25 protein-coding genes are annotated in these 25,572 nt (G+C 71.9%); 14 read left to right on the top strand and 11 right to left on the bottom strand.

All coding sequences use genetic code 11. The features are described 5' to 3' along the window. The first annotated feature begins 14 nt into the window (after nt 1-14). From BJ999_RS40690 to BJ999_RS40680, 3 genes are all read left to right on the top strand, one after another. Nucleotides 15-770: a GyrI-like domain-containing protein gene (locus BJ999_RS40690; protein WP_179838153.1), complete on the top strand. Its 756-nt coding sequence runs from the start codon at nt 15-17 to the stop codon at nt 768-770. Further along, the gene (locus tag BJ999_RS40685) at nt 767-1,342 is read left to right on the top strand and encodes a GyrI-like domain-containing protein (RefSeq protein ID WP_179838152.1); all 576 of its coding nucleotides are present in this window, start codon (nt 767-769) and stop codon (nt 1,340-1,342) included. The genes BJ999_RS40690 and BJ999_RS40685 overlap by 4 nt, the downstream gene beginning before the upstream one ends. Nucleotides 1,343-1,415: 73 nt before the next feature. Continuing rightward, complete coding sequence (locus BJ999_RS40680; RefSeq protein WP_179839150.1) at nt 1,416-3,239, top strand: SDR family oxidoreductase; 1,824 nt, start codon at nt 1,416-1,418, stop codon at nt 3,237-3,239. Between the two features lies 1 nt (nt 3,240). On the opposite strand, the gene BJ999_RS40675 is transcribed toward BJ999_RS40680, so the two are convergent. Both BJ999_RS40675 and BJ999_RS40670 read right to left on the bottom strand, forming a co-directional pair. Further along, on the bottom strand, nt 3,241-4,173 hold the full coding sequence (locus BJ999_RS40675; protein ID WP_189269913.1) for an AraC family transcriptional regulator: 933 nt from the start codon (nt 4,171-4,173) through the stop codon (nt 3,241-3,243). Nucleotides 4,174-4,229: 56 nt separating this feature from the next. After that, nucleotides 4,230-5,336, bottom strand: a complete 1,107-nt coding sequence (locus BJ999_RS40670) for an LLM class flavin-dependent oxidoreductase (RefSeq protein WP_179838150.1) — start codon at nt 5,334-5,336, stop codon at nt 4,230-4,232. A gap of 103 nt (nt 5,337-5,439) precedes the next feature. On the opposite strand from BJ999_RS40670, the gene BJ999_RS40665 reads away from it, so the two are divergent. Then, nucleotides 5,440-6,210, top strand: a complete 771-nt coding sequence (locus BJ999_RS40665; protein WP_179838149.1) for an endonuclease/exonuclease/phosphatase family protein — start codon at nt 5,440-5,442, stop codon at nt 6,208-6,210. Here the strand turns inward: BJ999_RS40665 and BJ999_RS40660 are convergent. Then, nucleotides 6,207-6,980 carry an SAM-dependent methyltransferase gene (locus BJ999_RS40660; protein WP_229810043.1) on the bottom strand — a complete coding sequence of 258 codons (774 nt, stop codon included), beginning with the start codon at nt 6,978-6,980 and terminating at the stop codon, nt 6,207-6,209. The genes BJ999_RS40665 and BJ999_RS40660 overlap by 4 nt on opposite strands. A gap of 124 nt (nt 6,981-7,104) precedes the next feature. On the opposite strand from BJ999_RS40660, the gene BJ999_RS40655 reads away from it, so the two are divergent. Further along, a complete protein-coding gene (locus BJ999_RS40655; protein ID WP_179838147.1) occupies nt 7,105-8,160 on the top strand; it encodes an MBL fold metallo-hydrolase in 1,056 nt (351 codons plus the stop codon). Between the two features lie 10 nt (nt 8,161-8,170). Here the strand turns inward: BJ999_RS40655 and BJ999_RS40650 are convergent, their stop codons facing one another. The 6 genes from BJ999_RS40650 to BJ999_RS40625 form a co-directional block, all read right to left on the bottom strand. Further along, a complete protein-coding gene (locus BJ999_RS40650) occupies nt 8,171-8,932 on the bottom strand; it encodes a class I SAM-dependent methyltransferase (RefSeq protein ID WP_179838146.1) in 762 nt (253 codons plus the stop codon). Further along, nucleotides 8,929-9,576: a GNAT family N-acetyltransferase gene (locus tag BJ999_RS40645; protein WP_179838145.1), complete on the bottom strand. Its 648-nt coding sequence runs from the start codon at nt 9,574-9,576 to the stop codon at nt 8,929-8,931. Before BJ999_RS40645 ends, BJ999_RS40650 begins: the two co-directional genes overlap by 4 nt. Before the next feature lie 52 nt (nt 9,577-9,628). Continuing rightward, nucleotides 9,629-9,826, bottom strand: a complete 198-nt coding sequence (locus BJ999_RS40640) for a hypothetical protein (RefSeq protein WP_179838144.1) — start codon at nt 9,824-9,826, stop codon at nt 9,629-9,631. 172 nt (nt 9,827-9,998) lie between these two features. Next, on the bottom strand, nt 9,999-11,693 hold the full coding sequence (locus BJ999_RS40635) for a protein kinase domain-containing protein (protein ID WP_179838143.1): 1,695 nt from the start codon (nt 11,691-11,693) through the stop codon (nt 9,999-10,001). A gap of 33 nt (nt 11,694-11,726) precedes the next feature. Continuing rightward, entirely contained in the window at nt 11,727-12,017 is a 291-nt protein-coding gene (locus tag BJ999_RS40630; protein WP_218935446.1) for a chorismate mutase, read from the bottom strand. Between the two features lie 70 nt (nt 12,018-12,087). Further along, the gene (locus BJ999_RS40625) at nt 12,088-13,392 is read right to left on the bottom strand and encodes a GH1 family beta-glucosidase (protein ID WP_179838141.1); all 1,305 of its coding nucleotides are present in this window, start codon (nt 13,390-13,392) and stop codon (nt 12,088-12,090) included. A gap of 149 nt (nt 13,393-13,541) precedes the next feature. Here BJ999_RS40625 and BJ999_RS40620 point away from each other — a divergent pair, with 149 nt between their 5' ends. The 5 genes from BJ999_RS40620 to BJ999_RS40600 all read left to right on the top strand — a co-directional run bounded on the left by BJ999_RS40620 (nt 13,542) and on the right by BJ999_RS40600 (nt 18,601). Then, nucleotides 13,542-14,165, top strand: a complete 624-nt coding sequence (locus tag BJ999_RS40620; protein ID WP_229810042.1) for a TetR/AcrR family transcriptional regulator — start codon at nt 13,542-13,544, stop codon at nt 14,163-14,165. A gap of 84 nt (nt 14,166-14,249) precedes the next feature. Beyond that, entirely contained in the window at nt 14,250-14,858 is a 609-nt protein-coding gene (locus tag BJ999_RS40615; protein WP_338070793.1) for an LURP-one-related family protein, read from the top strand. 213 nt (nt 14,859-15,071) lie between these two features. After that, on the top strand, nt 15,072-16,178 hold the full coding sequence (locus BJ999_RS40610) for a ferritin-like domain-containing protein (RefSeq protein ID WP_179838139.1): 1,107 nt from the start codon (nt 15,072-15,074) through the stop codon (nt 16,176-16,178). A gap of 285 nt (nt 16,179-16,463) precedes the next feature. Next, nucleotides 16,464-17,486, top strand: a complete 1,023-nt coding sequence (locus tag BJ999_RS40605) for a hypothetical protein (protein WP_179838138.1) — start codon at nt 16,464-16,466, stop codon at nt 17,484-17,486. Nucleotides 17,487-17,971: 485 nt separating this feature from the next. Continuing rightward, a complete protein-coding gene (locus BJ999_RS40600) occupies nt 17,972-18,601 on the top strand; it encodes a septal ring lytic transglycosylase RlpA family protein (protein WP_179838137.1) in 630 nt (209 codons plus the stop codon). A gap of 52 nt (nt 18,602-18,653) precedes the next feature. Here BJ999_RS40600 and BJ999_RS40595 read toward each other — a convergent pair whose 3' ends face one another. Then, a complete protein-coding gene (locus BJ999_RS40595) occupies nt 18,654-19,646 on the bottom strand; it encodes an alpha/beta hydrolase (RefSeq protein ID WP_179838136.1) in 993 nt (330 codons plus the stop codon). A 346-nt stretch (nt 19,647-19,992) separates the two neighbouring features. Here BJ999_RS40595 and BJ999_RS43920 point away from each other — a divergent pair, with 346 nt between their 5' ends. Beyond that, entirely contained in the window at nt 19,993-20,355 is a 363-nt protein-coding gene (locus BJ999_RS43920; protein ID WP_179838135.1) for a YkvA family protein, read from the top strand. A gap of 13 nt (nt 20,356-20,368) precedes the next feature. On the opposite strand, the gene BJ999_RS40585 is transcribed toward BJ999_RS43920, so the two are convergent. Continuing rightward, a complete protein-coding gene (locus tag BJ999_RS40585) occupies nt 20,369-21,118 on the bottom strand; it encodes an IclR family transcriptional regulator (RefSeq protein WP_179838134.1) in 750 nt (249 codons plus the stop codon). A gap of 1,663 nt (nt 21,119-22,781) precedes the next feature. Between BJ999_RS40585 and BJ999_RS40580 the strand changes: the two genes are divergently transcribed. The 3 genes from BJ999_RS40580 to BJ999_RS40570 all read left to right on the top strand — a co-directional run bounded on the left by BJ999_RS40580 (nt 22,782) and on the right by BJ999_RS40570 (nt 25,513). Beyond that, the gene (locus tag BJ999_RS40580; RefSeq protein WP_179838133.1) at nt 22,782-23,042 is read left to right on the top strand and encodes a hypothetical protein; all 261 of its coding nucleotides are present in this window, start codon (nt 22,782-22,784) and stop codon (nt 23,040-23,042) included. A gap of 156 nt (nt 23,043-23,198) precedes the next feature. After that, entirely contained in the window at nt 23,199-23,447 is a 249-nt protein-coding gene (locus BJ999_RS40575; protein ID WP_179838132.1) for a TFIIB-type zinc ribbon-containing protein, read from the top strand. Between the two features lie 269 nt (nt 23,448-23,716). Beyond that, nucleotides 23,717-25,513 (top strand): fatty acyl-AMP ligase, encoded by a 1,797-nt coding sequence (locus BJ999_RS40570; protein WP_179838131.1) that lies wholly within the window; start codon nt 23,717-23,719, stop codon nt 25,511-25,513. The last annotated feature ends 59 nt before the right edge of the window (nt 25,514-25,572 follow it).

Raw genomic sequence — 25,572 nt, 5'->3', positions numbered from 1 at the left:
GCAGGGTGAGGTCCGTGAGCAAGGATCTCCTGCCGATCGGACGGTTCGCGCGGCTGTGCCGCCTGAGCGCCAAGCAACTGCGGCACTACGACGACCTGGGGCTGCTGGCCCCGGCGTGGATCGACCCCGCGTCCGGCTACCGGTACTACCGGCCCGGCCAGGCGCGGGACGCGCTGCTGATCGGGCTGCTGCGGTCGATGGACGTGCCGCTGCCGAACGTCGCGCGGGTCCTGTCCGGCGAGGGCGGCGCCCTCGCGGAGGCGCGTAACAGGGTCGAGGCGGAGGTCGCCCGGCGGCGGCGCGCCCTGCGGCTCCTGGACCGCGTGGTCGCCGAGGGCCTGCCGGAGACGGAGGTGTCGGTCGTCCGGGAGCCGGCGCGGCGCGTGTTCGTCGCGCGGGAGTCCGCGACGCCGACGACGATCGCGGAGGCGACGTCGGCGTGCGTGGCCCGGCTGCTGCCGAGGATGGGGCCGGGCGGCCTCCTGGTCGGCCTGTTCCCGCTGGACATGGGGGGCGAGTTCGACGTGCGGGTGACCGTCCAGCACGAGGACGGCGACGACCTCCTGCCCGGCGGCCGGTTCGCCGCGGCCCTCCACGTCGGTCCCTACGACGAGATCGCGCTCACGGTCCATGGCGTGCTCGCGTGGTTCGGCGACTACGGGCACACGCCCGCCGGGCCGGTCCGCGAGGTGTACCTCAACGACCCCGCGACCACGCCGCCCGAACACCTGGAGACCCGGGTGATGATTCACGTGGAGGATCCTCGATGAGGAGCGCAGCCGACCGGGAGACCGCGCCCGCGCAGGGCGCAGCGGGGTGGTACGAGGCGGCCGACGAGCCGGAGTTGGTGGAGCACGGGGCCGTGACCGGCCTGGCCGTCACCGGTCAGGGCGAGCCGGGAGGCGCCGCCTACAACGAGAGCGCGGGCGCGCTGTACGCGGTCATGGGGGCGCTCGGCGCGCCCATGGTGCCGTTGGAGGGGCGCTGGTGGGTCGAGGACGCCCGCTCGCCGTTCGAGGTGCCGCGCGAGGAGTGGCGGTGGCACCTGTTCCTCCGGCTCCCGGACGGGACGGCGACGATCGACGCCGCCCGTGCCGAGGTCTGCTCGGGGCTGCCCGCGGCCGCACGCGTCCAGCATGTTTCCTACACCGACGGGCGGTGCGTGCAGGTGTTGCACCTCGGACCGTACTCCGACGAGCCCGCGTCCCTCGCCCGGATGGAGTCGCTGATGAAGGCCGAAGGCCTCGTGCCGCACGGCCTGCACCACGAGGTCTACCTGTCCGACCCCCGGGAGGAGGATCCGGCCAAAATGCGCACGATCCTGCGCCAGCCGGTCCGTTAGGGAACTGTGGACACGCCGCTCCAGGGGCGTAGTTTCACGGGAAACGAGCTCCTAGGGACAGGCGGGCGTGCCGATGCGTGACCAGTGGGTGAGGTCGGGCGAGATCGAGCTGGCCGTGCGGGTGCGGGGCCTGGAGAGGCGGCCGACGGTCGTCCTCGTCCACGGCTACCCCGACACGGGCGCGATGTGGGACGAGGTCGCCGGGCGGCTCGCCGAGCGGTTCCGCGTCGTCGTCTACGACGTGCGCGGGGCCGGGGCGTCCGGTGTCCCGGCCGACCCGCTGGACTACCGGCTGGACGCGCTCATGGACGACCTGGAGGCCGTCCTCGACGGCGTGGGCGCCGACGAGCCCGTCCACCTGGTGGGGCACGACTGGGGCTCGGTGCAGGGCTGGGAGGCCGTCATCGGGGACCGGCTGCGCGGCCGCATCGCCTCGTTCACCTCGATCTCCGGGCCGGACCGGCGGCACATGGCCCGCTGGGCGCGGGAGGCCGTCCGGTCCGGGCCGCGGGGCGCCGCGCAGGTGCTCGGGCAGGCGCGGCGCAGCGTCTACATGCCGGTCCTGATGACGCCCTGTGTGGGCGAGGCCGCGGCCCGCGTGCTCGCCGCCGGGTTCGGCCGGGTGATGCGGCTGCGCGAGGGCGCCGAACCGCGCTCCGGGCACCCGGCCGACACGCTGCCCGCGGACGCCCGCAACGGGCTCGGCCTCTACCGCGCCAACATGGGCCGCGGCCGTGCCGACATGCGCCGCGGCCGTGCCGGCACGGACCGCGGCGCGGGCACCCTCGGCGACGGGCGGACGGACGTCCCCGTCCAGCTCATCGTCCCTGTCAAAGACCGCTACGGCTCGCAGTCGCTTCTGCTGTCCGCGCGCGGGCCCGTGGAACGCCTGTACGTGCGGCGCGCACCGGCGGGGCACTGGGTGGCGCGTAGCCACCCCGATCTCGTCGCCCGCTGGATCAGCGAGTTCGTAGAGCACATCGAGGGCGGGCCGGAGACGCCCGCGATCGCCCACGCGCGCGCGGCGGGACTCCCCGGCAAGGACTTCGGGGGCGATCTCGTCGTCATCACGGGCGCGGGCAGCGGCATCGGACGCGCCACCGCCCAGGCCTTCGCCGCCGCAGGGGCCCGCGTCGTCGTGGCCGACATCGACGAGGCCGCCGCCAAGCGCACGGTGGAGGAGATACGGGCGGCCGACGGCGAAGCCCATGTCTACGGCGTGGACGTCGCCGACGCCGAGGCGATGGAGCGGTTCGCCGACCACGTCCGCGACACGTTCGGCGTCCCCGACGTCGTCGTGAACAACGCGGGCGTCGCCCTCGCGGGGTCGCTGCTGGAGACGTCCGAGGAGGAGTGGAACCGCATCCGCTCCATCAACCTGGACGGCATGTACCGCGGTTCGCGCCTGTTCGGCCGCCAGATGGTGGAACGGGGCGAGTGGGGCCACATCGTCAACATCTCGTCGATGGCCGCCTACCTGCCAAGCGCGGACATGCCCGCGTACGGCGCCACCAAGGCCGCCGTCCTGCAGATGACCGAGAGCCTCCGCCTCGACCTCGACCGCCACGGGATCGGTGCCTCCGCCGTCTGCCCCGGGGTGATCGACACCCCCATCGTCGGCAGGACGCGTTTCGTCGGGCTGCCGCCCGGCGCGGAGACCGAGCTGCGTCAGCGGATAGGGCGGGCGTCCGAGCGCCGGGGGTTCTCGCCGGAGAAGGTCGCGCGGGCCATCCTGCGGGCCGTCCGGCAGGACAGGCCGGTGGTGCTCGTGACCGCCGAGGCGCGCTTCGGCCGCGCGCTGTCCCGCGTGTCGCCCACCGCGAACCGGGCCCTGGCCCGCGTCGGGCGCCGCGCCGGTGACCGCCTCCGGACGGGCATGGAGCGGCCGCGGGGCTGACTCAGGCCCGCATCAGGGTCTGCGAGGGCGTCTCGCCGAAGCGCTGCCGGTAGTGGGCGGCGAAACGGCTCATGTGGAAGTACCCGGCCGCCCCGGCCACCTCGGTGATCGCGCCGGGGCCGGGCCGGGCGACGGTGAGCGCGGCGCGGGCGCGGTCGAGCCGCACGCCGCGCAGGAGCTGCGTGGGCGTCATGCCCCACTCGGTCTGGCAGACGACCTGGAGCTGCCGCACGCCGAGCCCCACCGCCGCCGCGATGTCGGTGACCCCGATCGGGCGCTGGTGGTGCGCCTCGACCCACTCCCGGATGATCCCGGACAGATGGTGGGGGACCCGGTCGGAGGGCTCGGCGAGGCTCGGCGTGCCCGTGTGGGGCAGGCCGAGGAGGATCGCCGTCAGCAGCGACTCCTCCAGGCTGCGCTCCGCCAGCGGGTGGAGGCCGCCCTGCGCCGCCGCGTCGTCGAGGACGTCGCACACGTAGCGCCAGGTGCGCTCGACGATCGAGGACGGCACGAGGCTCTCGTCCCCGACGTTGTGGAAACGCAGCGGCGTGGCGTGGTCGCGCCCGAGATGGGCGCCCAGATGGTCGGCGAGCCGCCCGGTGCTCGTCGCGATGACCAGGCAGCCCTCGGTCGGATGCGGCGTCATCCGCATCGACTCGTCGTGCGACAGGACGAGGCTCCCCCTGGAGGTCTCCCGGCGCTTGGAGGCCCGGTACTCCACGCCCATGGGCGCCATCGGCGCGCACATGGCGAAATTTCCCTCCGTGGGCGGCGTGTCCACGATGACGCCGCCGCCCCCGTACCGCACCCAGACGAGGTTGACCGAGCCCACGCCGAGGGCGTTGACCAGGCCGTCCATCGGCACGCCGGGTTCGAGCGCCTGAAGGTCGTGGCCGACGGCGAACGGCTCGACCGTGTCGTGCAGGACTCCCATGTCCTTGCTCAGGACACGGCGGTGGGCGGACAGGGGCGGCTTTGTCGCGGAAGAAGTCATCGTCCTGGCCGGGGAGCCGTTTCCTCATCGTCGACGGACACAACACCTCGGGCCCGCAGCCGCGGCATGACCTCGGCGGCGAAGTAGCCCAACTCGTCAGCGTAATTGAGGAACGACAGAGCGATACCATCGAATCCCGCATGAGCGAAATCCGCCAGGCCGTCCGCGACGTCGTCGGGGTCGCCGACCAGCGGGCAGCTGCCGTGGCCGGCCGCGAACCTGTCGCGGTACACCTGGAGCATCTCCGGCGTGAACGACTGCGCGTGCAGCCCCTGCAGCCGCATCACCTCGTCGACGGCGGGCCAGTCGGCGCGCTCGTCGGCGTAGTAGTGCAGGAAGTCCTCCGCCTCCTTCCTCGTCGGCCGGCACACGACATGGCCGAGCGTGAAGACGCCCACCGTCCGGCCGTGGGAGGCGGCCTCGGCGCGGATGGCCTTCACGATCTCGGCCCCGTCCTGCGGGCCGCCGACGACGGTGAACGCCCGGTCGGCGTTGCGTGCGGCGAACGTGCGTCCCTGCCTGGACGACCCGGCGTTGATGACGGGGAGGCTGTGCCCGTTGAACGGCTTGGGCCTGCCCACGACGTGCTTGAGCTGGAAGAACCGTCCCTCGTGGTCGAACGGCTCGTCGGACGACCAGATGCGCCTGACGACGTCCCACCATTCCTGCGCGAGGTCGTACCGCGTGTCGTGGTCGCCGGGCAGCGAGAGGCCGAACATCTCGTACTCGGGAGCGTGCCACCCGGCCACGATGTTCAGCCCGACCCGCCCCTTGCTGAGATGGTCGGCGGTCGCGAGCTGCTTGGCCGCGACGACGGGATGGTGGAACGCGGTGTGGACGGTGGTGAACACGCGGAGCCGGCTCGTCTGGGCGAGCAGCCCGGACGCCCACACCAGCGGATCGAGGGCGCTGCGGTGGAAGTCGGTGTCCGGCCCCCAGTCCGTCCAGCGCGCGACCGGCAGGAGGAAGTCGATGCCGACCTCGTCCGCGATCCGGGCGAGCCGGAGATTGTCGTCCCAGGTGGCGTGCCATCGCTCCGGCGCGGTGGTGATGGCCAGCCCCGATTCGGTGTTGGGGGAGAACAGGCCGAGTTGGAATTTCATGCAGAACCTTTCCTATCCAGCGCGTCCGATATTGCCGGTCCGTTGTGCCCAGTATCGGAAGGCGTCACCACGATGGGCAACGCGGGGACATAGAGTGGCCGCCATGCAGGCGCGCGTGCTCACCTTCAACACCCTTTTCAGGGGAGAGGCCCGGGCCCGGGCGGGGGTCCTGGCCGAGACGATCGAGCGGTCGGACTACGACGTCGTCTGCCTGCAGGAAGTCATCTCGTGGCGGGTCCTTGGCCTGCTGCGGCGCGTCGCGACCTCCTACCCCCACGTCGCCTACACGCCGATGTTCCCGCTCGTGCGCGGCGGACTCGTGACCCTTTCCCGCCACCCGGTGACCCGCCGCCATTTTCGGGCGTACGTTCCGGCCCGGCCGGCACGTCCTGAATGGCTGCTGAGCAAGGGCGCCCTGTTCACCCGGATCCGCCTCCCCGGCGGTCACCTGACCGTCGTGAACACCCACCTTTCGGCGAACCTGGACATGGACTGGTCCCCGTCCAACGTCTACGCGCAGGTCGAGAAGGCCGAGCTGCACCGGCTGGCGGCGGCCGTCAACCAGATCCCGAAGGCGGAACCGCTGGTGGCGATGGGCGATTTCAACGTCCCCCGCGATTCCCCCTACCTTGCGGAGTTCGTTTCGAGCACCGGCTTGCGGGACGTTTTCGGCGGCGACACGGAACCGACCTTCCGTCCCGAATACGCCGAGATCGGCGCCATCGACCAGCTCCTGGTCAGGCCGGGCATCGAGGCGAAGACGCGCCTGGTCTTCAAGGAGAAGGTCCGGCTTCCCGGCGGGCGTTCGGCCGTCCTGTCCGACCATTACGGGATCGAGGCCGACCTCACCGCCGGAGGCGCGGGCGAGGCCTAGCCGTCCTTGCGGGCCACGGCCGTCCAGCCGGCGTCGGTGATGTACTCGCCGCCGTAGGGGCGCCATTCGTGCAGGCGGACGACGCCCGGGTCGACGATGGTGAGGCCGTCGAGGAGGGCGGTCACCTGGTCACGGGTCCTGGCCACCAGGCTCGCGCTCGCCGCCTGCGACCGGTAGGTCTCCCCGACCCGCACGTTGCGCTGCTCCTCCAGTGCCGCGTGCGACAGGATGACGTGGCTGCCCGCGGGCAGGACGTCGGTGAAGCGCCGGACGAGCGCCGCCGGGTCCTCCTCGTCCTGGAGGAAGTGCAGGACGGCGACGAACAGCACGCACACCGGGCGCCGGAAATCGAGCAGCGCGTGCACCTGCGAGTCGTCCAGCACCGTGTCCGGTTCGCGCATGTCGGCCTGGACGATCGTGGTCAGCTCGTCCGTGGCGACCAGTGCCCGCGCGTGGACCGTCACCATCGGGTCGTTGTCGACGTACGCGACCCGCGCGCCGGGCTGCTCCTCCCGCGCGATCTCGTGCACGTTGCCCTGCGTGGGCAGGCCGGTGCCGATGTCCAGGAACTGGTCGATACCGCGACCGGCCACGTACCGGACGGCGCGCTGGAGGAACGCGCGGTTCGCGCGGGCGACCCCCTCGACCGTGGGCAGCGCCTGCGTGACCGCCTCCGCCGCGTCGCGGTCCGAGGCGTAGTTGTCCTTGCCGCCCAGGAAGTAGTCGTACATGCGGGCCACGCTCGGCGTACCGGTGTCGACACCGGGCACGGGCGAGGCATCTCCGGAGTCCGCCATCCCGTCGCCACGACCTTCCTCACCGGCCCAAATCGTGATCATTCAGTCTACGCCGCCCGGGAGTCGCGCGAGGGCGGGCGGCGGTTAGGCTGACGTCATGTGCGAGACCGCCGGCGGCATGGGGGAGGCGGCGGCGTCGATGCCGCGCCCGGTGCGGGGGGCGGCGGTCGATCCCGTCCCGCTGGAGCCGGTGGACGAGGTCGAGATCGTCACCCTGGTCGACAACGTCTACGACGCCCTCCTGGGCGATGACGAGCGGACCCGCCGGGCGGGCTCCGGCGCGGGCGTGGTGGCGGCGCCGCAGTTCGAGGGCGGCCGCACCACCGCGGGGATGATCGCCGAACACGGGTTCTCCGCGCTGGTCACGGTGCGCCGGGCCGACCGCTCCACGACCCTGCTGTTCGACACCGGCCGGTCGCCCGACGCGATGGTCACGAACGCCGACAGGCTCGGCATCGACCTCGGCGACGTCCAGGGCGTCGTCCTCAGCCACGGCCATTTCGACCACGCGGGCGGGCTGGCGGGGATGGTGGGCCTGCGCGGCGTGCGGTCGATGCCGATGGTGCTGCATCCGCTGGTCTGGACGAGGCGCCGCCTCGCCGTGCCCGGCCGGGACGTGGAGGAACTGCCCACGCTGAGCAGGCGGGCGCTGGACGGGGAGGGCTTCCAGGTCATCGAGCGCCGCGAGCCCTCGCTGCTCCTGGACGGCAGCGTCCTGATCACCGGCGAGGTGGACCGGACGACCGGGTTCGAGCACGGCATGCCGCCCCCGCACCAGGCGTGGACGGGCAAGGAGTGGGTGCACGATCCCCTCGTCCTCGACGACCAGGCGCTCGTCGTCGACGTCCGGGGCCGCGGACTGGTCGTGCTGACCGGCTGCGGCCACGCGGGGGCGATCAACATCGTCCGGCACGCGCAGCGGCTGACGGGGGTCGAGAGGCTGCACGCGCTCGTCGGCGGGCTGCACCTCGGCGGTCCGGCCTTCGAACCGGTCATCCCGCCCACCGTCGCCGCCCTCACGGACCTCGCGCCGGGGCTCGTCGTCCCGGGGCACTGCACCGGCTGGCGCGCCCAGCACGCACTGGCCGCAGCCCTTCCCGACGCCTGGGTGCAGGGCAGCAGCGGCACCGCCTACCGCCTGAGCGCCGCGTAGCGCGCCCCCTTCACGACGGCTTGCGGGCCTCGATGAGGGTGCGGGACGCATGGGCGGTGAAGACGCCGTCGCGCCGGATCTGCCCGTCCAGTTCGCGCAGGCGGTCGCGGTGGCCTTCGACGGTGAAGCCGGGGACGATCCAGATCACCTTGCGCAGGAAGTAGACGACCGCGCCGACGTCGAAGAACTCCATCGGCAGGCGCTCGGCGCGCAGATCGACGATGTCGAGCCCCGCGGCCCGGGCCTCGGCGCTCTCGGCCTCGGGGTCCCGTTCGCGGCGGGCTGCGGGCTGGGGGCCGAGGAAGAACTCGGTCAGCTCGAAGACGCTCGCCGGGCCGACGTGCTGGGCGAAGTAGGTCCCGCCGGGGGCGAGGACCCGCGCGATCTCGTCCCACCGGATCACGACCGGATGGCGGCTGACGACCAGGTCGAACGCCTCGTCGGCGAACGGGAGCGGCGGCTCGCCGGAGTCGGCGACGACGACGGCGCCCCTCGGGTGCAGGAGCCGGGCGGCCTTCGCGACGTTCGGCGGCCAGGACTCGGTCGCCGCCATCGTCGGCGGGAGCTTCGCGGCTCCGGCGAGCACCTCTCCCCCGCCGGTCTGGACGTCGAGTGCCGCCCGCGCCCGGCCCAGCCGCTCGCTCATCAGGCGCTGGTAGCCCCAGGACGGGCGCTGCTCGGTCGCGCGGCCGTCCAGCCAGGAGAAGTCCCAGCCCGCCACGGACACGCTCCCGGCCTCGGCGACCAGATCGTCGAAAGTCCGCTCGCTCATCTCGGAAGCCCCAGCATCGTCCGGCAGGGGGCGAGACCCTCGATCGTGACGGGGACGGTGCGGTGGCGTTCCCAGTCGGCCCGGGTGAGCCGGTACCGCTGCTCGACGGTCATGGCCCCGCGTACGACGTGGCGCTCCACTCCGTTGGGCTGGTACCCGAGCTTGCGCGACACCGCGTTCGAGGCATGGTTGGCCTCGAACGCGACGGAGGCGGCTTCCTCGGCGTCCAGGCCGGCGAAGGCCAGGTGCAGGACGGCCGCTCTCATCTCCGTGCCGATCCCCCGGCCGTGATGCCGGCGACCGAGCCACGAACCGGTCTTGACCTGCCGGAGGACGAGGAGATCCTGCGCCCAGAGGGACTGCTGCCCGACGACTTCGCCCTCATGGAACACGGTGAGGTCGAGCTCCCACTTCTCGGGTGTCCATTCCGCGAGGTTCCTCCAGTGATGCTGGATGACGCCGCGCGCGACCTCGGCGGGCGGGCGGTCCGTCCACGGCACGAGGAACGGCATCGTCTCCGGGTCGTGCACACCCTCGGCGGCGAGGTCGGCCAGCGCGGCGAGTTCCTCGGGCGAGGGCAGCCGCAGCTCCAGCCGCGGCGTCGTCAGCCGCAACCCGAGCGGCGGAAAGTGATCGACCAGCATCCCCTTACCATGACCCGTCCCGCCCTCTCCGGCACCTGGTTTTGCGGTCCGATCAGTGCCCGAGGACGAGGAAGACGATGCCGCCGACGACGTGGGCGATGACGGTCAGGGCCAGGACGGCCACGAACAGGGCCTTCGCGGTGGGGTGGTCGAAGTGGGAGCCGGGGCGTCCGCGCTGGGACGACCTGCTCTGCGCCTGCTGTTCGAGCTCGTCCAGGGACGGCAGGAAGGACGGTCGCTTGAGGGCCATCGAGGGAGCGTCCTCCTTGGTCGGGGTGCTGTGTCCACCTCCTTCAACGCGCCGCGAGCCGCTTCTCATCCGCCGCCCGCCGGGCGTCATGACCAGCGCACGCCCCTGGCCGCGCCGAGGCCGGGACGAGGAACCTGCGCGCAGGCCGCGTGCGACTCCTCGATCTCGCGCATCAGGCCGTGCGGAGCTCGTTGATCGCCACCTTCTGCTTCGGGGCGCCGTCCGTGCCGCCGCCCGCGACGCCCTTCTTGGCGACCGCGTCCACGATGTCCATGCCGGACGTGACCCGGCCGAAGACCGTGTAGGACGCGGGGAGGCTCGTGGTGTCGCCGTACAGGATGAAGAACTGGCTGCCGTTGGTGTTCGGGCCCGCGTTGGCCATGGCCACGGCCCCCCGCGTGTAGCGCGCCGAGCTCAGGCTCTCGTCGTCGAACTGGTAGCCGGGCCCGCCCGCCCCGGTCCCGCTCGGATCGCCGCACTGGAGGACCTGGAGGCCCGGGTCCGTCGTGAGCCGGTGGCATGAGGTGCGGTCGTAGAACTTCTGGGCCGCGAGGTAGGCCAGGGAGTTCACCGTGCAGGGCGCCGTTCCGGCGTCCAGTGAGATCTGGAGCGTGCCGAGCCCGGTCTCGACGGTGGCGCGGGACGGGGCCGTCGCCGGGAGGGCGACCGGGGGCTTCCCGACCTCCTTGACGTTCGCGCCGGTCGCGGGCCGGTAGGCGCACGACTTGGACGACGCGGACTGGGCGACCGGCGTCCGGCCGCCCTCGGCCCTGCCGTCGCTCTTGAGGAGGAGCGCGGCGACGAGCCCGCTGGCCAGGATCACGACCGCGGCGGCCGCTCCGGCGAGGAGGAGCACCCGGCCGCCTCGCCCGGTCTGGGGCCGGCTCCCCGGGTACGTCCCGAGAGGCGGTGGGGACGGGGGTGGCGTGGGTGGCGTGGGTGGCGTCCAGCCTGCGGCGGACGGGTGCGTCGCGGCCGGTGGCGTCCAGTTCCCGGCCTGGGGTGGTGCGGCCGGTCGCGCGACGGCCGAGGTGCCCTCCGCGAGGAGGTCGGCGTTCGGGCCGAGTCCGAGCAGCCGCTGCAGCACCTGGATGGCGGTCGGGCGGGCCGCGGGGTCCTTCTCCAGGCTGGACGCGACGAGCGTCCGCAGGTCCCCGGTCAGCGCGCCCAGGTCCGGCTCCTGGTAGAGGATCCGCTGCATGATGGCCGGCACCGAGTCGCTGCCGAACGGCGGGACGCCGTTCGCGGCGAACGCCATTGTGCAGCCCCACGCGAACATGTCCAGCGGCGCGCCGCCCGCGGACCCCGCCACCTGCTCGGGCGCCATGTAGGCGGGGGTGCCGACGGCGCCGGTCAGGGTGGCGGAAGTGGCCTCCAGCGGGCGCGCGATGCCGAAGTCGATGACCTTGGGGCCGTCCGGGCCGAGCAGCACGTTGGCCGGTTTGAAGTCGCGGTGGACGACGCCCGCCTCATGGATGGCCGCGAGCGCGGTCGCGGTGCCGATGGCGAGCGTGACCAGCTCCGCCGGGGACGCCGCGCCCTCCTGGAGGACCCGGTCGCGCAGGGAGGGCCCGTCGATGTACTCGCTGATGATGTAGGGGATGTCGCCGTCGGCGTCCGCCGCGAGGATGCGGGCGGTGCAGAACGGGGCGACGCGGCGGGCCGCCGCCAGCTCCCGGTCGAAGAGGGTGCGGGCCCGCTCGTCCCGTCCGATGTCGGCGTGCAGGAGCTTCACGGCGACCCGCTGCCCGGTGCCGGATTCGCCCAGGTAGACGATGCCCTGGGCGCCCTCGCCGAGCCGGGCCGTCAGCCGGGAGCCGCCGATCTCGCGGGGGTCGGTGGCGCGCAGCGGGCGGGTCTCCGGCATCAAGAACCTCCACGACGAAGCGGAGAGAGAAGCCTATCCGCGGCGGTGCGCGTGCTCGTTCAGCTCCAGATCGACGAAGGCGCCGATCATCGCCCGCCACACCGTCTCGGCGACCTCGGGCGAGAGCCCGGCGTCCGCGGCCCGCTCCCGCGCCAGGGCGACCACCCGTTCCACCCGGTCGGGCGCGCGGACCGCCCGCTCGTCGCGCTTGAAGGCGGCGGCCTCGCGCACCAGCCCTTCGCGTTCGGCCAGCAGTCGGACGAGCCGCCCGTCGATGGCGTCGATCCGGGCGCGCACGCCCGCGAGCGTCTCAGGAGTCTCCATGCGCATCAGCATGCCGCACTGCGGGCGACGGGCATGCGTCAGGCGTGGGAGCGGCCGCCCGCCGGGCCCGTCAGCGACGCCTGGACGACGCGATGAGGTCCCGGTACCAGCCGTAGGACGCCTTCGGCGTGCGCTTCTGCGTCTCGTAGTCGACGTGGACGAGCCCGAAGCGGGGGTGGTAGCCCTCGGCCCATTCGAAGTTGTCCAGGAGCGACCAGGCGAAGTAGCCGCGGATGTCGACGCCCTCGTCGACGGCGGTCCGCACGGCGGCGATGTGGGCGTCCAGGAACTCGATGCGGGCCGGGTCGTCCACGGCGCCGTCCGGACCGGGCTCGTCGGCGAACGAGCAGCCGTTCTCGGTGATGTGGAGCGGCGGCAGGTCGTAGCGGGAGTCGAGGGTGCGCAGCAGCGACAGGAAGGCGTCCGGGACGATCGGCCAGCCCATCCCCGTCGTCGGGTACTCGGTGATGTCCACGATGTCGAACGGCAGCGGGCCCTCGGCCGGGGTCGCGATCCGTGTGGGGTTGTAGTAGTTCACTCCCAGGAAGTCGATGGGCGAGGCGATGACCGACATGTCCTCGGAGCGGATGTACGGCGCGTCCCCCATCAGGTCCGGGTAGCGGCCGAGCAGGACGGGGTCGGTGAACAGCCGGTTCATGAACGCGTCGAAGGCGTCGGCCGCGGGCTGGTCGGCGGGGGAGGCGGCCCAGGCCGGGGAGTAGTGGTTCGTCAGCCCGATCCTGCGCGCGCCCCGGCTGCGCAGGGCGTTGACGGCGAGGCCGTGGGCGAGGAGCTGGTGGTGCGCGGTGGGCAGCGCGTCGAGCAGGAGCGTCCTGCCGGGGGCGTAGACGCCGAACGCGTAGCCGTAGGCGGTGACGACCACGGGCTCGTTCAGAGTTATCCACATGTCGACGCGGTCGGAGAGGCGCTCGGCCGCCAGGTAGGAGAATTCGGCGAACCGGTAGGCGGTGTCACGCTCCATCCAGCCGCCGGCGTCTTCGAGCGGCTGCGGGAGGTCCCAGTGGTAGAGCGTGGCGGCGGGGGCGATGCCGGCGGTGAGCAGGCCGTCCACGAGCCGGTCGTAGAAGTCGAGGCCCTCGGCGTTGACGGCGCCGCTGCCGGAGGGCTGCACGCGCGGCCACGCGATCGAGAACCGGTACGCGTCGACGCCGAGGCCCGCCATCAGCGCGACGTCCTCGGGCCAGCGGTGGTAATGGTCGCAGGCGACGTCGCCGGTGTGGCCGTCGCGGGTCCGCCCGGGCGTGTGGGAGAACGTGTCCCAGGTGGACGGTCCCCGCCCGTCCTCCCCGACCGCGCCCTCGATCTGGTAGGCGGCGGTGGCGACGCCCCAGCGGAAGTCCTCCGGAAGACCCATCCGCGCTTCCTTCCCCCATGGTCCGACCGAAAATGCGAATAGCCTTCGGATATTAGTGGCGGGGTGGTGCGGGCGGAAGACTCCCGCGACCCAGAGGTATGGCACGCTGTGCATGCTCAGCACCGCTGCGTCCGAGGGACAATGGCGGGGTGACCGAGATCCGAACCCCGCTCCGCCGCCGTCCCGCCCAGCGCCGCAGCGCCGAACGCGTCCAGCGGATGCTGGACGCCTGCGCCGACATCCTGGACGAGGACGGCTACGACGGCCTGACCACGACGCGCATCGCCCAGCGCGCCGAGGTGGCGATCGGCTCGGTGTACCAGTTCTTCCCCGACAAGCGGGCGGTCGCGCAGGCGCTCGCGCTGCGCAACCTGGAGGAGTTCGGCGACCGGATCTCCGCGCGGCTCGCCGCGGGCAGGTTCGGCGACTGGTCCGACACCGTCGGCGCGATCATCGAGATCTTCGTCGAGATGCACCGGACCGTGCCCGGCTTCCGGGTGCTGCGCTTCGGCGACGTCGCCGACGTCAACCTGCTCGACTCCGACGCCGACAACAACGCGGTGGTCGCCGACCGGCTCCGCCGCATGATCGTGGACACGTTCGGCGTCCAGGACACCCCCGGCCTCGCCACCGCGCTCGCCATCTCGGTCGAGGCCGGCGACGCCGTGCTGAAGATGGCGTTCCGCCGCAGCCCGGACGGCGACCCGGAGATCGTCGCCGAGGCCGAGCGGCTGATCCACGGCTACCTGGCCGCGCACATCCAGGAGTACTGACCCCGAGGTCGGGCGCATCCGGGAAACGCCGGATGAAAGGGACTCGCTATGGCAGACTCCCCTCCGCAAACCGACACGGAACGGGTGAGTTCGCTGGACGAGGAAAGACTCCAGACACAGCGCAGGCTGCTGATCCGGCAGCGGGTGCGCCTGATGGTGAACCAGTACGAGGTGCACGCGGAGGGGCCGGGCGGCGGGGAGGGCGAGCTGCTCGCCTTCGCGCAGCAGAAGCGGCTGGCGTTCAAGGAGCAGGTCACCCTGTACTCGGACGACTCCAAGACGCGCCCGATCCTCGGCTTCAAGGCGCGCAAGCGCATCGACCTCGCGTCGGCGTACGACATCACGGACGCCCACGGGCAGCCGATCGGGGTGTTCCGCAAGGACTTCAAGAAGTCGCTGCTCGCCTCCACCTGGCATCTGGAGCAGCCGGGCCTCGGCGTGACCACCGGCAGCGAGCGCAACAAGTTCGTCGCCCTGCTGCGGCGTGTCTGGCAGTTCATCCCGTACGTGGAGAACCTGCCGTTCGCGTGGCCGTACCACTTCGACTTCTACGCCGGCGACCAGGTCGTCTTCAGCGTCGAGAAGAAGTTCGGCTTCCGCGACCGCTACGTCGTCGAGATCGGCGATCCGCGCCTGGACCGCCGCCTCGTCATCGCCCAGGCCGTCGGCCTGGACGCCCTCCAGTCCCGCTGACCCCCGGGACCGTTCCGCCCGCTCGCCCGCACCCTCTCCCCGGGGGCGCGGGCGACCGTGTTCGGGCGACTGTTATCGGTAGCCCTCCCGTCACGGGTTCCGGCGACTCCCTGGCCTCCGCGGGCTTTACATGTTACGAAGGCATGTAAAGCCAAGGGCGGTGCACACCCGCGTCGCGATCGTGCGGCGTCACCCCTGGAGGAGGATCCCCCCGTGAGTTCCCACGATCTCTACGTCACGCCGGTCCCGAACGACACGTGGAACGTCCCGATGGCGGGCGACACCCGCTTCACCTGGGAGTACGACGACGGCCGCGACCGGCTGCTGAACCTGTACCAGAAGGGCAAGGACAAGCAGTGGGACGCGCAGAAGCGCATCGACTGGGACCTTGAGGTCGATCCGATCAACATCGCCGGGCTGCCGGAGAACTTCAACCCGCTGTTCGGGTCCGACATCTGGGACAAGATGTCACAGAAGGAGAAGGACGAGTTCGGCCGCCACCAGGGCTCGTGGCTGTTCAGCCAGTTCCTGCACGGCGAGCAGGGCGCGCTGAACGTCTCGGCGCGCATCGTCCAGACCGTCCCCGACCTGGACTCGAAGTTCTACGCCGCCACCCAGACCATGGACGAGGCGCGGCACGTCGAGCTGTACGCGAAGTTCGTGCACGAGAAGATCGGCATGTACTACCCGATCAACCAGGACCTGGCGAAGCTGCTCGCCGAGTCGCTGGAGGACAGCCGCTGGGACCTGCCCTACCTCGGCATGCAGGTCCTCATCGAGGGGCTCGCCCTCGCCGCGTTCGGGCTGTACCGGGACATGTCGACGAACCCGCTCGTCAAGCAGCTCCTCGCCTACGTCATGCAGGACGAGGCGCGGCACGTCGCGTTCGGGCGGCTCGCGCTCAAGGACTACTACGCCGAGCTCACCGACAAGGAGCGGGCCGAGCGCGAGGAGTTCGTCGTCGAGGGCTGCTACCTGATGCGCGACCGTTTCAAGGGCCGCGAGATCTTCGAGCAGCTCGACATGCCGGTCGACCGGTGCATGGAGTACGTCGACAACTCCGACATGTACACCCTTTACCAGTCGCTGCTCTTCAGTCGCATCGTCCCGTGTGTCCGGGATGTGGGCCTCTGGGGTGACAAGGTGCAGGCCGCCTACCAGGACATGGGCGTCCTCGACAACGCCAAGGCCGACCTCGAAGCCCTGATGAAGCAGGACGAGGAGATCGCCGAGAAGGTCGACGAGGAGCGCTACGCGACCGAGCTCGCCGCCCGCAAGGGCGAGGTCGACCAGGCCATCTCCCTCGGCGCCGCCGAGTAGCCCGGACGGCCCCCGCAGGCGGGGGTGCCCCTCGGGGCGCCCCCGCTCTTGCTTTATCGGAAATTGTCGGCATTTGGCATTTCGCCGCACACCTATGATCAGTCCATCTAGATCTTTCTGGTTTCCCCAAGTCATTTTCGAATCGGCCGCATGCGGCACCGTCGTGTACTAGCGTCCCCGCTCGACGGTGCGCCGGGATTCACCAGCCGCTCGGGCGCACGCCACATGTGCAGGGCCAATCCGAAAACCCCGGGGGAAAGAATGAACCGCTCCGCCAGAAGCCTGTTGAGGGTCTCCGTCCTCGCCTCGTTCGCCACCGCGATCGCCGTGGCGGCCGCGCCGACGGACGCCGCACCCGCCAAGGCGGCGCCGAGCGCGGTGGCCGGCCCGTCGACGCTCCTCTACGAGACCGCCACCACGGGCCACGGCATCATGCGCACGCTCCCGGACCCGGCCGCCGGGACGGGCGGCCGGACCGCCGCGCTGGGTGCCGGCGCCTCGGACGGGTTCCTCCGGGCCGTTCCGGCGGGCCCGGGGATGCGCGCCGCCCGCGCCCGGTGCCGGGTACGCCCGGCGAAGACGGTCGAGTCGAGCACCGGGCTGGGGCTGCCGGACGCGCAGCTGCCGGCCGTCGGCCAGACCCCGATCGGCGGGCTCCCCCAGGGCGACTGCCCAGGTGCGACCCAGCGCGACGCGCGCGAACGCAAGCCGGGGACGGCGCTGCCCGTCCTGTCCGGCGGAGGGGGCGACGTCCCCGGGACGCTGCTCGGCGGCACCGGCAAGCTGGGCAAGGTCGTCCCCACCGGAAAGCTCGGCCAGGGTCTGCCCACCGGCAAGCTCCTGTCCACCGGCAAGCTCGGCCGCCGTGAGGCGGCACGGCCCGCCGTGCCGAACGGCCGTGCCGCCGAGACGCCCATCAGCCTGGCCGGCCCCGGGCCGAACTCCGGGCTGCCGAACCTCGGGTCCCTGCTCGGCGGCGCGACCCCCGGCGGCCTGCCCCTCGGCTCGGTGCTCTTCCCGCCGGCCGCCCGGTACGCCGGACCGGCCCCGGCCGGCGACCTGGTCGGGCAGGCCGACGGCACCGTGAACAAGGCCGGGAGCGGCCTCGGCAAGACCGAGGGCGACGTCGGCAACGTGGTGGACGTGCTGAAGGCACGTGACGGCTCCCGCAGGACGGCGGACGGGCCGGCGGGCGGAGGGCCGGCGGGCGGCCCGCTGTCCATGCCGGACGCGTCCGCGCTCAGCGTGCCGAAGGTGCCGGCGCTGCCCGCGGTTCCGAGCGCGCCGGTCGTCCAGGAGCGCGGCTGACACACGACCGGTCCTCCCAGCTCACGGGGCGGTCCAGCGGAAGTGATCTTCCGCGGGACCGCCCCGTTCCGTTGTGCCGGATCCTTTGTTATCCGTCCGAGATCAGCGGTATGCACGCAGTAAAGACGATCTTGAAATGCGGTCACCGAATGAAGTTGATCAGCTTCATGGGGCAAAAGCTGAGGTGACAAATCCCACAAACAACGGCTCCAGGGCTTGATCTATGGAGGACACAACGTACGGTCAGGGACTTGTGCGGCGCTTCAGCTATTTCGAAAAGTGAAGATGCCTTTCCAGCCGCACCTGCCGGACGCCGATCCGCGATCAAGCGGGCGCGCCTGAAAGAGCGGCGCGGGGCGGGCTGAGGAGCCCGCGGGCGGCGGGGGATCCGGGGGACGCAAGACGTCGCCTGGCCACGTCGCGAGAGAACGGCGGTGAGATCCGCCGGGCGTCCGGGGTCCTGTCCCCTAACAAAGGACTCCTCTGTGGGTAGCCCTGTCAGGCGTCTTCTTCGAGCGCGCCTACGCACCATCCTGATCGTCTCCGGCGCCGCCGTCGCCGTCCTGGCCGCGGGCGCGTTCGCCCTGGCCGGGCGCGACGGCCCGGCCGACTCGGCACAGGCGGCGCAGACCGCGCCCGAGGCCGTTGACCCGCTGGCGGACCGTCCGCACGGCGAGCCGACCCGGGCCGACCGAGGCCGGCCCCGCTCTCCGGAGCCGTCGCCTTCGAAGACTCCCAAGAAGAGCAAGAAGAAGAAGTCGTCGAAGGCCGACGACCAGGCCGCGAACCTGGCGAAGCCCAAGAAGAAGAAGCAGTACAAGGTTGTGAGGTCGGGGTCCTGCGAGGCCTCCTACTACTGGGAGGGCCAGATGACCGCCAGTGGCGAGCCCTTCGACCCGAGCGAGCTGACGGCCGCGCACAAGACACTGCCGCTGGGCTCGAAGGTCCGGGTGACCAACAAGCACAACGACCGTTCGGTCATCGTCCGCATCAATGACCGCGGTCCGTACGCGGGCGGACGCTGCCTGGACCTGTCCAAGGCCGCCATGAAGAAGGTCGGCGGCACCGGATCGGGCGTCATCCCCGTCCGCTACGAGGTTCTGTCCAAGGGCTGATCCCGTCGGCTCTCACCCGTCCGGCGGGCGCCGCAGCGTGCCCGCCGGACGGTCAGACCCCGTGGCCCAGCCCGGCACCCGTCCGCGCGCCCGGGATGTTCCCGGCACCGGACGACCACGAACCGTGCCGCCGCTCCATCGGCTGCGTGTCACCGGTCGCCTCGGCCGACCCGCCATCGGGCCCGGCCTGCGCGGCCTGCGCGGCCGCCCCGGGTGCCGGCGTGGCGAGACGATCGCGGAACCAGTCGGTGAGGGCGCCGTCGACCCGGACGGCCTCGGTGATCGGCGGGCGCGGCTCGGTGCCGGGCTCGGCGGCCAGCGCGTGTCCCATCCGGAACGTGGTGGACTCCGCCTGGCCGCCGTGCCTGCGCAGTTCGTCGCGGAGCGCCGTGATCTCCCGAGCGGGGACGACGCGGTCCTTGGCGCCGCCGACCAGCAGGACCGGCACGTCCCGTCCGGCGATGTCGGCGGCGAGGGTCCCGAGGTCGAGCCGGTCGGCGAGCGCGGCGGCGTGCTCGCTCCATAGGCGTTCCGAACCGGACCGCTTCTCCACCGCCCGGGCGGCCCGCGCCGGAGCGACGACGGGCGCGACGAGCGCGGCGATGCTCACCGGCACCGCACCGTGGGCCAGGGCGAGCAGGGCGGCCGCGCCGCCCGCGCTGAAGCCCGCGAGACCGACCGGACCATCCTCCGGGATGTCGAGGTCGCGGCGGATCTGCGCGAGCGCGTCCGGCAGCCGCCGGGCGGCGTTCTCCACGGCCGCGCAGTACGCCTCGATGCTCTCGGTCTCCAGGATCGCGCCGGAGCCGAGGCCGCCGGGCGAGCGCCCCGGCAGGTCCAGGTAGACGCGCCACACGGGCACACCCGTCATCGGGATCGCCGTCGCGAGCGCACTCGCCGTCCGGGGCGGGTCGAAGCCGGGCCAGACCACGATCAGCCGGGTCGGGCCGGACGCGGTCGCGTCGACGGCCGTCGGGGGCAGCGCGACGTAGACGTCGCCTGCCGCGGTGCCGTGGACGGGGCGGTTCGTATGGTCGCCGCTCATATCGGTACGTCAGCTCCTGCGATGCTCGACGGGCCATGCCGGTCGTGCCGGGCGGAGGCGGCGCTCCCCCCGGATCCCTCATGCTCGCAGCGGACGCCAGCCGACACGCCGCGAACCGCCGCACGTCGACCACGAGAGTGATGAACACCTCACCTTTGGTCACCCTGATCAAGCGCGACCGTCGGATCCGTCCGGCGATCACCCTGGCGGCGGCCGGGACGGTCCGACTGTGACCCCCGCCTCATGATCGATCGAAGGGAACAAACCCGGCACTCGTCGCGTCCTAGTCGTACGTGGGCGTTGCGGGGGCGCGCCCTCACAGATGTCCCGGATACAAGGAGTGCTGGTGGACAGGAAGCGCAGTGCGGCCGCCGCCGGGCAGGCCTGGCATATCTACCGCGAGACGCTCGAACCCGAGGCGCCGGGATTCTGGAAGCGCGTCCGCGCCGTCCCCAGGATGCTGAAGTCGGTCCTGCGCGGGCAGTACAAGGGGATGTCCTTCGGGACGCTCGGACTGCTCGCCCTCGGGCTCGTCTACATCATCTCCCCGATCGACGCCGTTCCCGACGTCATCCCCGTCGTCGGCATCGCGGACGACACCGGCCTGGCCCTCTGGCTGGCCTCCGTCCTGGTGAAGTCCGCGGGCGACTTCGTCGCCTGGGAGCGCGGCGGGCGCCCCACCGTCATCGTCGGCGAGCCCGTCGACTGAGAACGGCAGGACGTCAGGAAGCGGTCGGGCCGAGTTCCTTGGCGAAACGGTCGGCGGCGTCGCGCATGATGGGCACGACGTTCGGGACGGTCTCGTGCGTCATGCGTCCTGAAGGCCCCGACACCGAGATGGCCGTCAGCGTCGGCGCGCCTTGCAGCGCCACCGCGACGCAGCGGACACCGACCTCCTGCTCCTCGTCGTCGAGCGCGTAGCCCTGCCGGCGGATCTGTTCGAGCTCCGCCAGCAGGGCTTCCGCATCCGTGAAGGTGTTGGGCGTGTGCGCGTCCATGCCCGTCCTGGCGAGGATCTCGCGGACCCGCTGGTCGGGCAGCTGCGCGAGGAGCGCTTTACCCACGCCCGTGCAGTGCGGCTGGACACGCCGTCCCACCTCGGTGAACATCCGCATCGAGTGCTTGGACGGCACCTGCGCGACGTACACGGCCTCGTCGCCCTCCAGGACCGCCATGTTGGCCGTCTCGCCGACCTCCTCCACCAGGCGGGACAGCACCGGGCGCGCCCACGTGCCGAGCAGGCGGCTCGCGCCCTCGCCGAGCCGGATGAGGCGCGGACCCAGGGCATAGCGCTTGGACGGCTCCTGCCGGACATAGCCCTGGTTGACCAGCGTCCGCATCAGCCGGTAGATCGTCGGCATCGGCAGGCCGGAGGCCTCCGTCAGCTCCGACAGCGCCATCTCGCCCCCCGCGTCAGCCAGATGCTCCAGCAGATCGAACGCGCGGACCAGCGACCGAACGCCCTCCGTCACCCGTGACTCCTCTCCCTCGCGATCACCCGATTCTACGGAGATGTGATTTCGCTGTGCGAAAGAGGGTGGGTTGCCGGGGTGAGGTGCGTTACTCCGGCGAGTGATGTGGCAATAACTCTTTGTGTCCGACGTTATGGGCACCGCCCCCGGGTGGCCATGAGCAGACCGCTAGGGGGAGCGTGTGCGAGGGGAGCGTCGAAGGGCCCGCTGGGGCGCGATCACCGTGAGCAGTGCGCTGGCCGCGCCGCTCACCCTGATGGGCCCCGCCGCCCGGGCGACACCAGAGACGGCCCCGTCGAACGTCCGGTTGCGCGTGGTCACGACACCCGACGTGGTCACGTCCCATGGATCCGACTACACGTTGTCATTCACCGTCCGGGTCCGCGCCCAAGGCGGTGTCGCCCGCCAGGTCGGCCTGCGCCTCACTGCCGGCCACCCGTTGTCCTGGACCAGCCGCACGCCGGACTGCTCGCCGCTCGGCTCCGGCCAGGGCCTGCACTGCACTCTGGGCGCTGTGGGTTCGGAGGGTCGTGAACGTAGGGGAACAGTCCGATTCCCGGCCTCGATGGTGAAGGGACCGTCCGCGAGACCGCTGAGCATCCTCGCCGTTGTGGACGCCTCCAACGCCCCACGCCGCTCGACCCGCACGGTCTTCGACTTCTCCAGGACCGCCCGGAACGTGTTGAACGGCGCTTCCCGTAGCCCGTCCAGCACCGTCCCGGTGTCGAGCCCCCGACTCGGGGGCGAACTCACGCCCTGCACGAGCGACAAGGCGAGTTCCGGCGGGAAGCGGTGCCCGACTCCAGCCACCAGGCCCGACCCGACCAAGCCGACGAACTGCAAGAAGGCCAACACGAGCGCGGGCGCCCGCCCATGCCCGCCTAGCGGCGACCCCACGCCCGGTGCCAAGTCGAACCCGAACACGTCCCCCGGCGCAGGCGCAGCGCCGACGCACTGCGCAGCGGGCAACTCCAACAGAAACGGCCGGCCGTGCACGTCGCCTTCCGACGGCGAGCCGACGCATGGCGCCAAGCCGCGGCCCAGTGCGCAGCCTGGTGCGACTGGCGCGCCGACGCACGGTGTTAAGCCGGGTCCCAGTCGGGCGCCGAGCCCGGGCAGCGCGCCGCCGCATGGTGCTAAGCCCCACTCTGGGGCTCCTCCTCGTCCGGTGGGGCCCGGAGGCCCGCCTACGCCGTGCGTGGGTAGCAGCACGACCGTGGGTGGGTGGCCGTGTCCGACGACGGTTGAAGGGGAGCCGCCTCACGTTGCCGTGCCGTCCCACAGCGACAAGCCAAGACAGAGCGCCAACCCGCCTTCTGGCGGCCTGCCGACTCACAGCACCAAGCCGAGCCACAGTGCCGGGCCGAGCCACAGTGCCGGGCCGAGCCAGAGCGCGGAGCCGAGCCAGAGCGCGAAGCCGTCCGAGAGTCCGAAGCCGAGTCTTGGCGCCGAGCCGTCGCACGGTGTGAAGCCTTCGCACGATGTGGAGCCGGGGGAGAGCGGGAAGCCGAGTCAGGACGGTAAGCCGAAGGCGGGTGCCCAGCAGGGCGGGGGCGGGCCGCCGCCCGGGGGCGGGCCTTTCGTGAGCGGGCCTGATGCACCGGGCGGGGTCGGGCAGCCGGGTGCCGGGGTCCCGGTCGCTCCGAATCTGCCTGGGCCCGCGGTGCCGACGCCGCCGGCGCCGGTCGTCCTGCCGCCGGTGAAGCCTCCGAACCTCCCGCCGGTGGCCGAGGAGAACCACACGACCCTGATGTCCCCGGCCGGCATGGAGGAAGGGGACGGGACGGACTGGGCGGTCGTGCTCGCCGTGGCCCTGGTGGCCGAGATCGGCCTCCTGTGGGGCGCGGCCTGCATCGTGCTGACGCGGCGCCGGGCGGCGCTCAGCCGCGCCGAGTCCAGGGCAGAGCGGGACAGAACGGGCTGATGCCAACGAAGGGGGTAGGGCGACGCGAACGGATGCGTACCCCGCTCCTGCCTCCGAATCGTCGGACGAGTGACCTGGTATCGACCCGAAAAGGATCCGGTGTCAGTAAGCTGACCGGCGACGGTAAACGCGGTCGTGACGGACAGGGGATCCGGTATGTCAGACGCGACGCTGCAGTGCCCGAAGTGCGACTCCCAGCTCGACACTCACGAACGCCACGGGGTCGTGATCGAGGAATGCCCGGGATGCAAGGGCGTCTTTCTCGACCGCGGTGAGCTGGAGCAGCTCATCGACGCGGAGAGCCGCTACCTCGCCGAGCTCCCGGACGAGGTGAACCCGGCGACGACGTACCAGGGGCGGCACCGCCGGGGCATCATGGAGCAGATCTTCTCCGCTGAACAGTAGCCCCGGGCACGGTCGGTGACCGGTCGGAAGCCCTGGTGTGAAAGGGGATTTCCTCTTGTCACGGGGATGACAAACCGTGCTTCGGCGAATGTGACCGGGAGCTAATATCGCCCGCTGACTACCATCCGGTAGCTTGTGATCATCGCCGGTCACCGGGGCGTCCAGACAGAGTCGTCCGGCGGGCGCGGCGCACCTTGGCCGGCGGAGTGCAACCCCCTCACGGCACCGTCCACGGCCCCGTCCGGCCCGTCCCCCTCGGGAGATGATCAATGGCATTGGGCTCGTTGCTTCCCGAACTCCTGCCCGGCGGCTCCGGCCGCACCCCGCTGATCGAGCGGGTCGCGCGGTGGGCGAGGGAGAAGCCGGACGCCCCGGCCTACACCTTCGTCGACTACTCGGCCGACCCGTCCGGCGCGCACCTCACGCTGAGCTGGGCCGAGACCGACCGGCGGGCGCGCGCCATGGCGGTGACGCTCCGGCAGGTCACCGGGCCCGGGGAGCGCGCCGCGCTGCTGCTGCCGCAGACGCTCGAATACATGATGACCATGCTCGGCGCCCTGTACTCGCACGTCATCGCGGTCCCGCTGTTCTCGCCCGACCTGCCGGGGCACGCCGACCGGCTGATCGGCGCCTACGCCGACGCCGAGCCCGCGGTGATCGTCACGACGCGGAACGCGCTGCCGCACGTGGAGAAGTTCCTCGCCGACCACGACGTCCCGCAGCCGAAGGAGATCGTGTTCGCCGAGGAGGTCGACCTGGCCCTGGCGGACCGCTGGCGGGACGAGACGATCGCGTTCGACGACGTCGCCTACCTGCAGTACACGTCGGGATCGACGCGCCGTCCGGCCGGAGTGGAGATCACCCACGGGAACGTGACGGCGAACGCCGCGCAGCTGTGGGCGGGGTGGGCGCCCGAGAAGCCGGACCCCGAGCTGGTGAGCTGGCTGCCGCTGTTCCACGACATGGGGTTGATCGCGACGATGGCACTGCCGCTGGTGCGCGGCGACCACGCCATCTACACCGACCCCGTCTCGTTCATCATGAACCCGATGCGGTGGCTGCAGCTCATCGCGGAGCGGCCCGGCAAGAACGTCTACACCGCCGGGCCGAACTTCGCCTACGAGTACGTCGCGTCCATGGCCGCGCCGGAGAAGATCGCCCACCTGGACCTGTCCGGGCTGACGACCTGCCTGAACGGCGCGGAGCCGATCCGCACCTCGACGCTGTCGACGTTCGCCGACGCGCTGGCGCCGGCCGGGCTGCGTCCGGGCGCGCAGGCGCCGGGGTACGGGCTGGCCGAGGCCACCGTGTTCGTCACGGCCGCCGCCGAGGACGTCCCGCCGAAGATCATCTCCGTGGACCGGGAGGCGCTCACCCAGGGCGACCTGCGGCTCCGCGAGGACGACGCGGACGGGACGAGCGCGCTCGTGTCGTGCGGGCGCCCGTGCGGGCAGATCGTCGCGATCGTCGACCCCGAGGCCCGCGTCGAGCAGCCGGACGGGCGGGTCGGCGAGATCTGGGTGCACGGCCCCAACACGGCACCCGGCTACTGGCGCAACTCCGAGCGGAGCCAGGAGACGTTCGGCGGCGAGCTGTCCGAACCCGGGGACCTGCCGTCCGGTCCGTGGATGAAGACCGGTGACTACGGAGTCGTCCACGAGGGTGAGCTTTATGTGACCGGACGTATCAAGGACCTCATCATCGTGGACGGCCGCAACCACTACCCGCAGGACATCGAGGTCACGGCGCAGGAGGCGCACCCGGCGGTCCGCCCCGACCACGTGGCCGCGTTCGCGCTCACCGGGGAGGAGACCGAGCGGCTGGTGGTCGTCGCCGAGCGCAACCGCCGGGTCCCCCTCGGGCGGCTCGACGTGGACGAGGTGGAGTCCGCGGTCCGCGCGGCCGTCAACGTCGAGCACGAGATGAGCGTCCACGCGTTCGTGTTGATAGAACCGGGTGGCGTGTCGCGCACCTCCAGCGGGAAGATCGCACGGGCCGCGACACGGCAGCGCTTCCTCGACGGCGACCTCGCGACGACTGCGGACCGCCTGGCGTCTCGCAGGTAACGACGGAAACCGGCCGCGCGGAGGCAAGGGAGCCTCCGGGCGGCCGTGGCGAAACAGGA

This window comes from Actinomadura citrea, assembly GCF_013409045.1.
GTDB classification, from domain to species: Bacteria; Actinomycetota; Actinomycetes; order Streptosporangiales; family Streptosporangiaceae; genus Spirillospora; species Spirillospora citrea.
The sequence above is the reverse complement of the archived record's forward strand: the minus strand, read 5'-3'. Positions and strand labels throughout refer to the sequence as shown.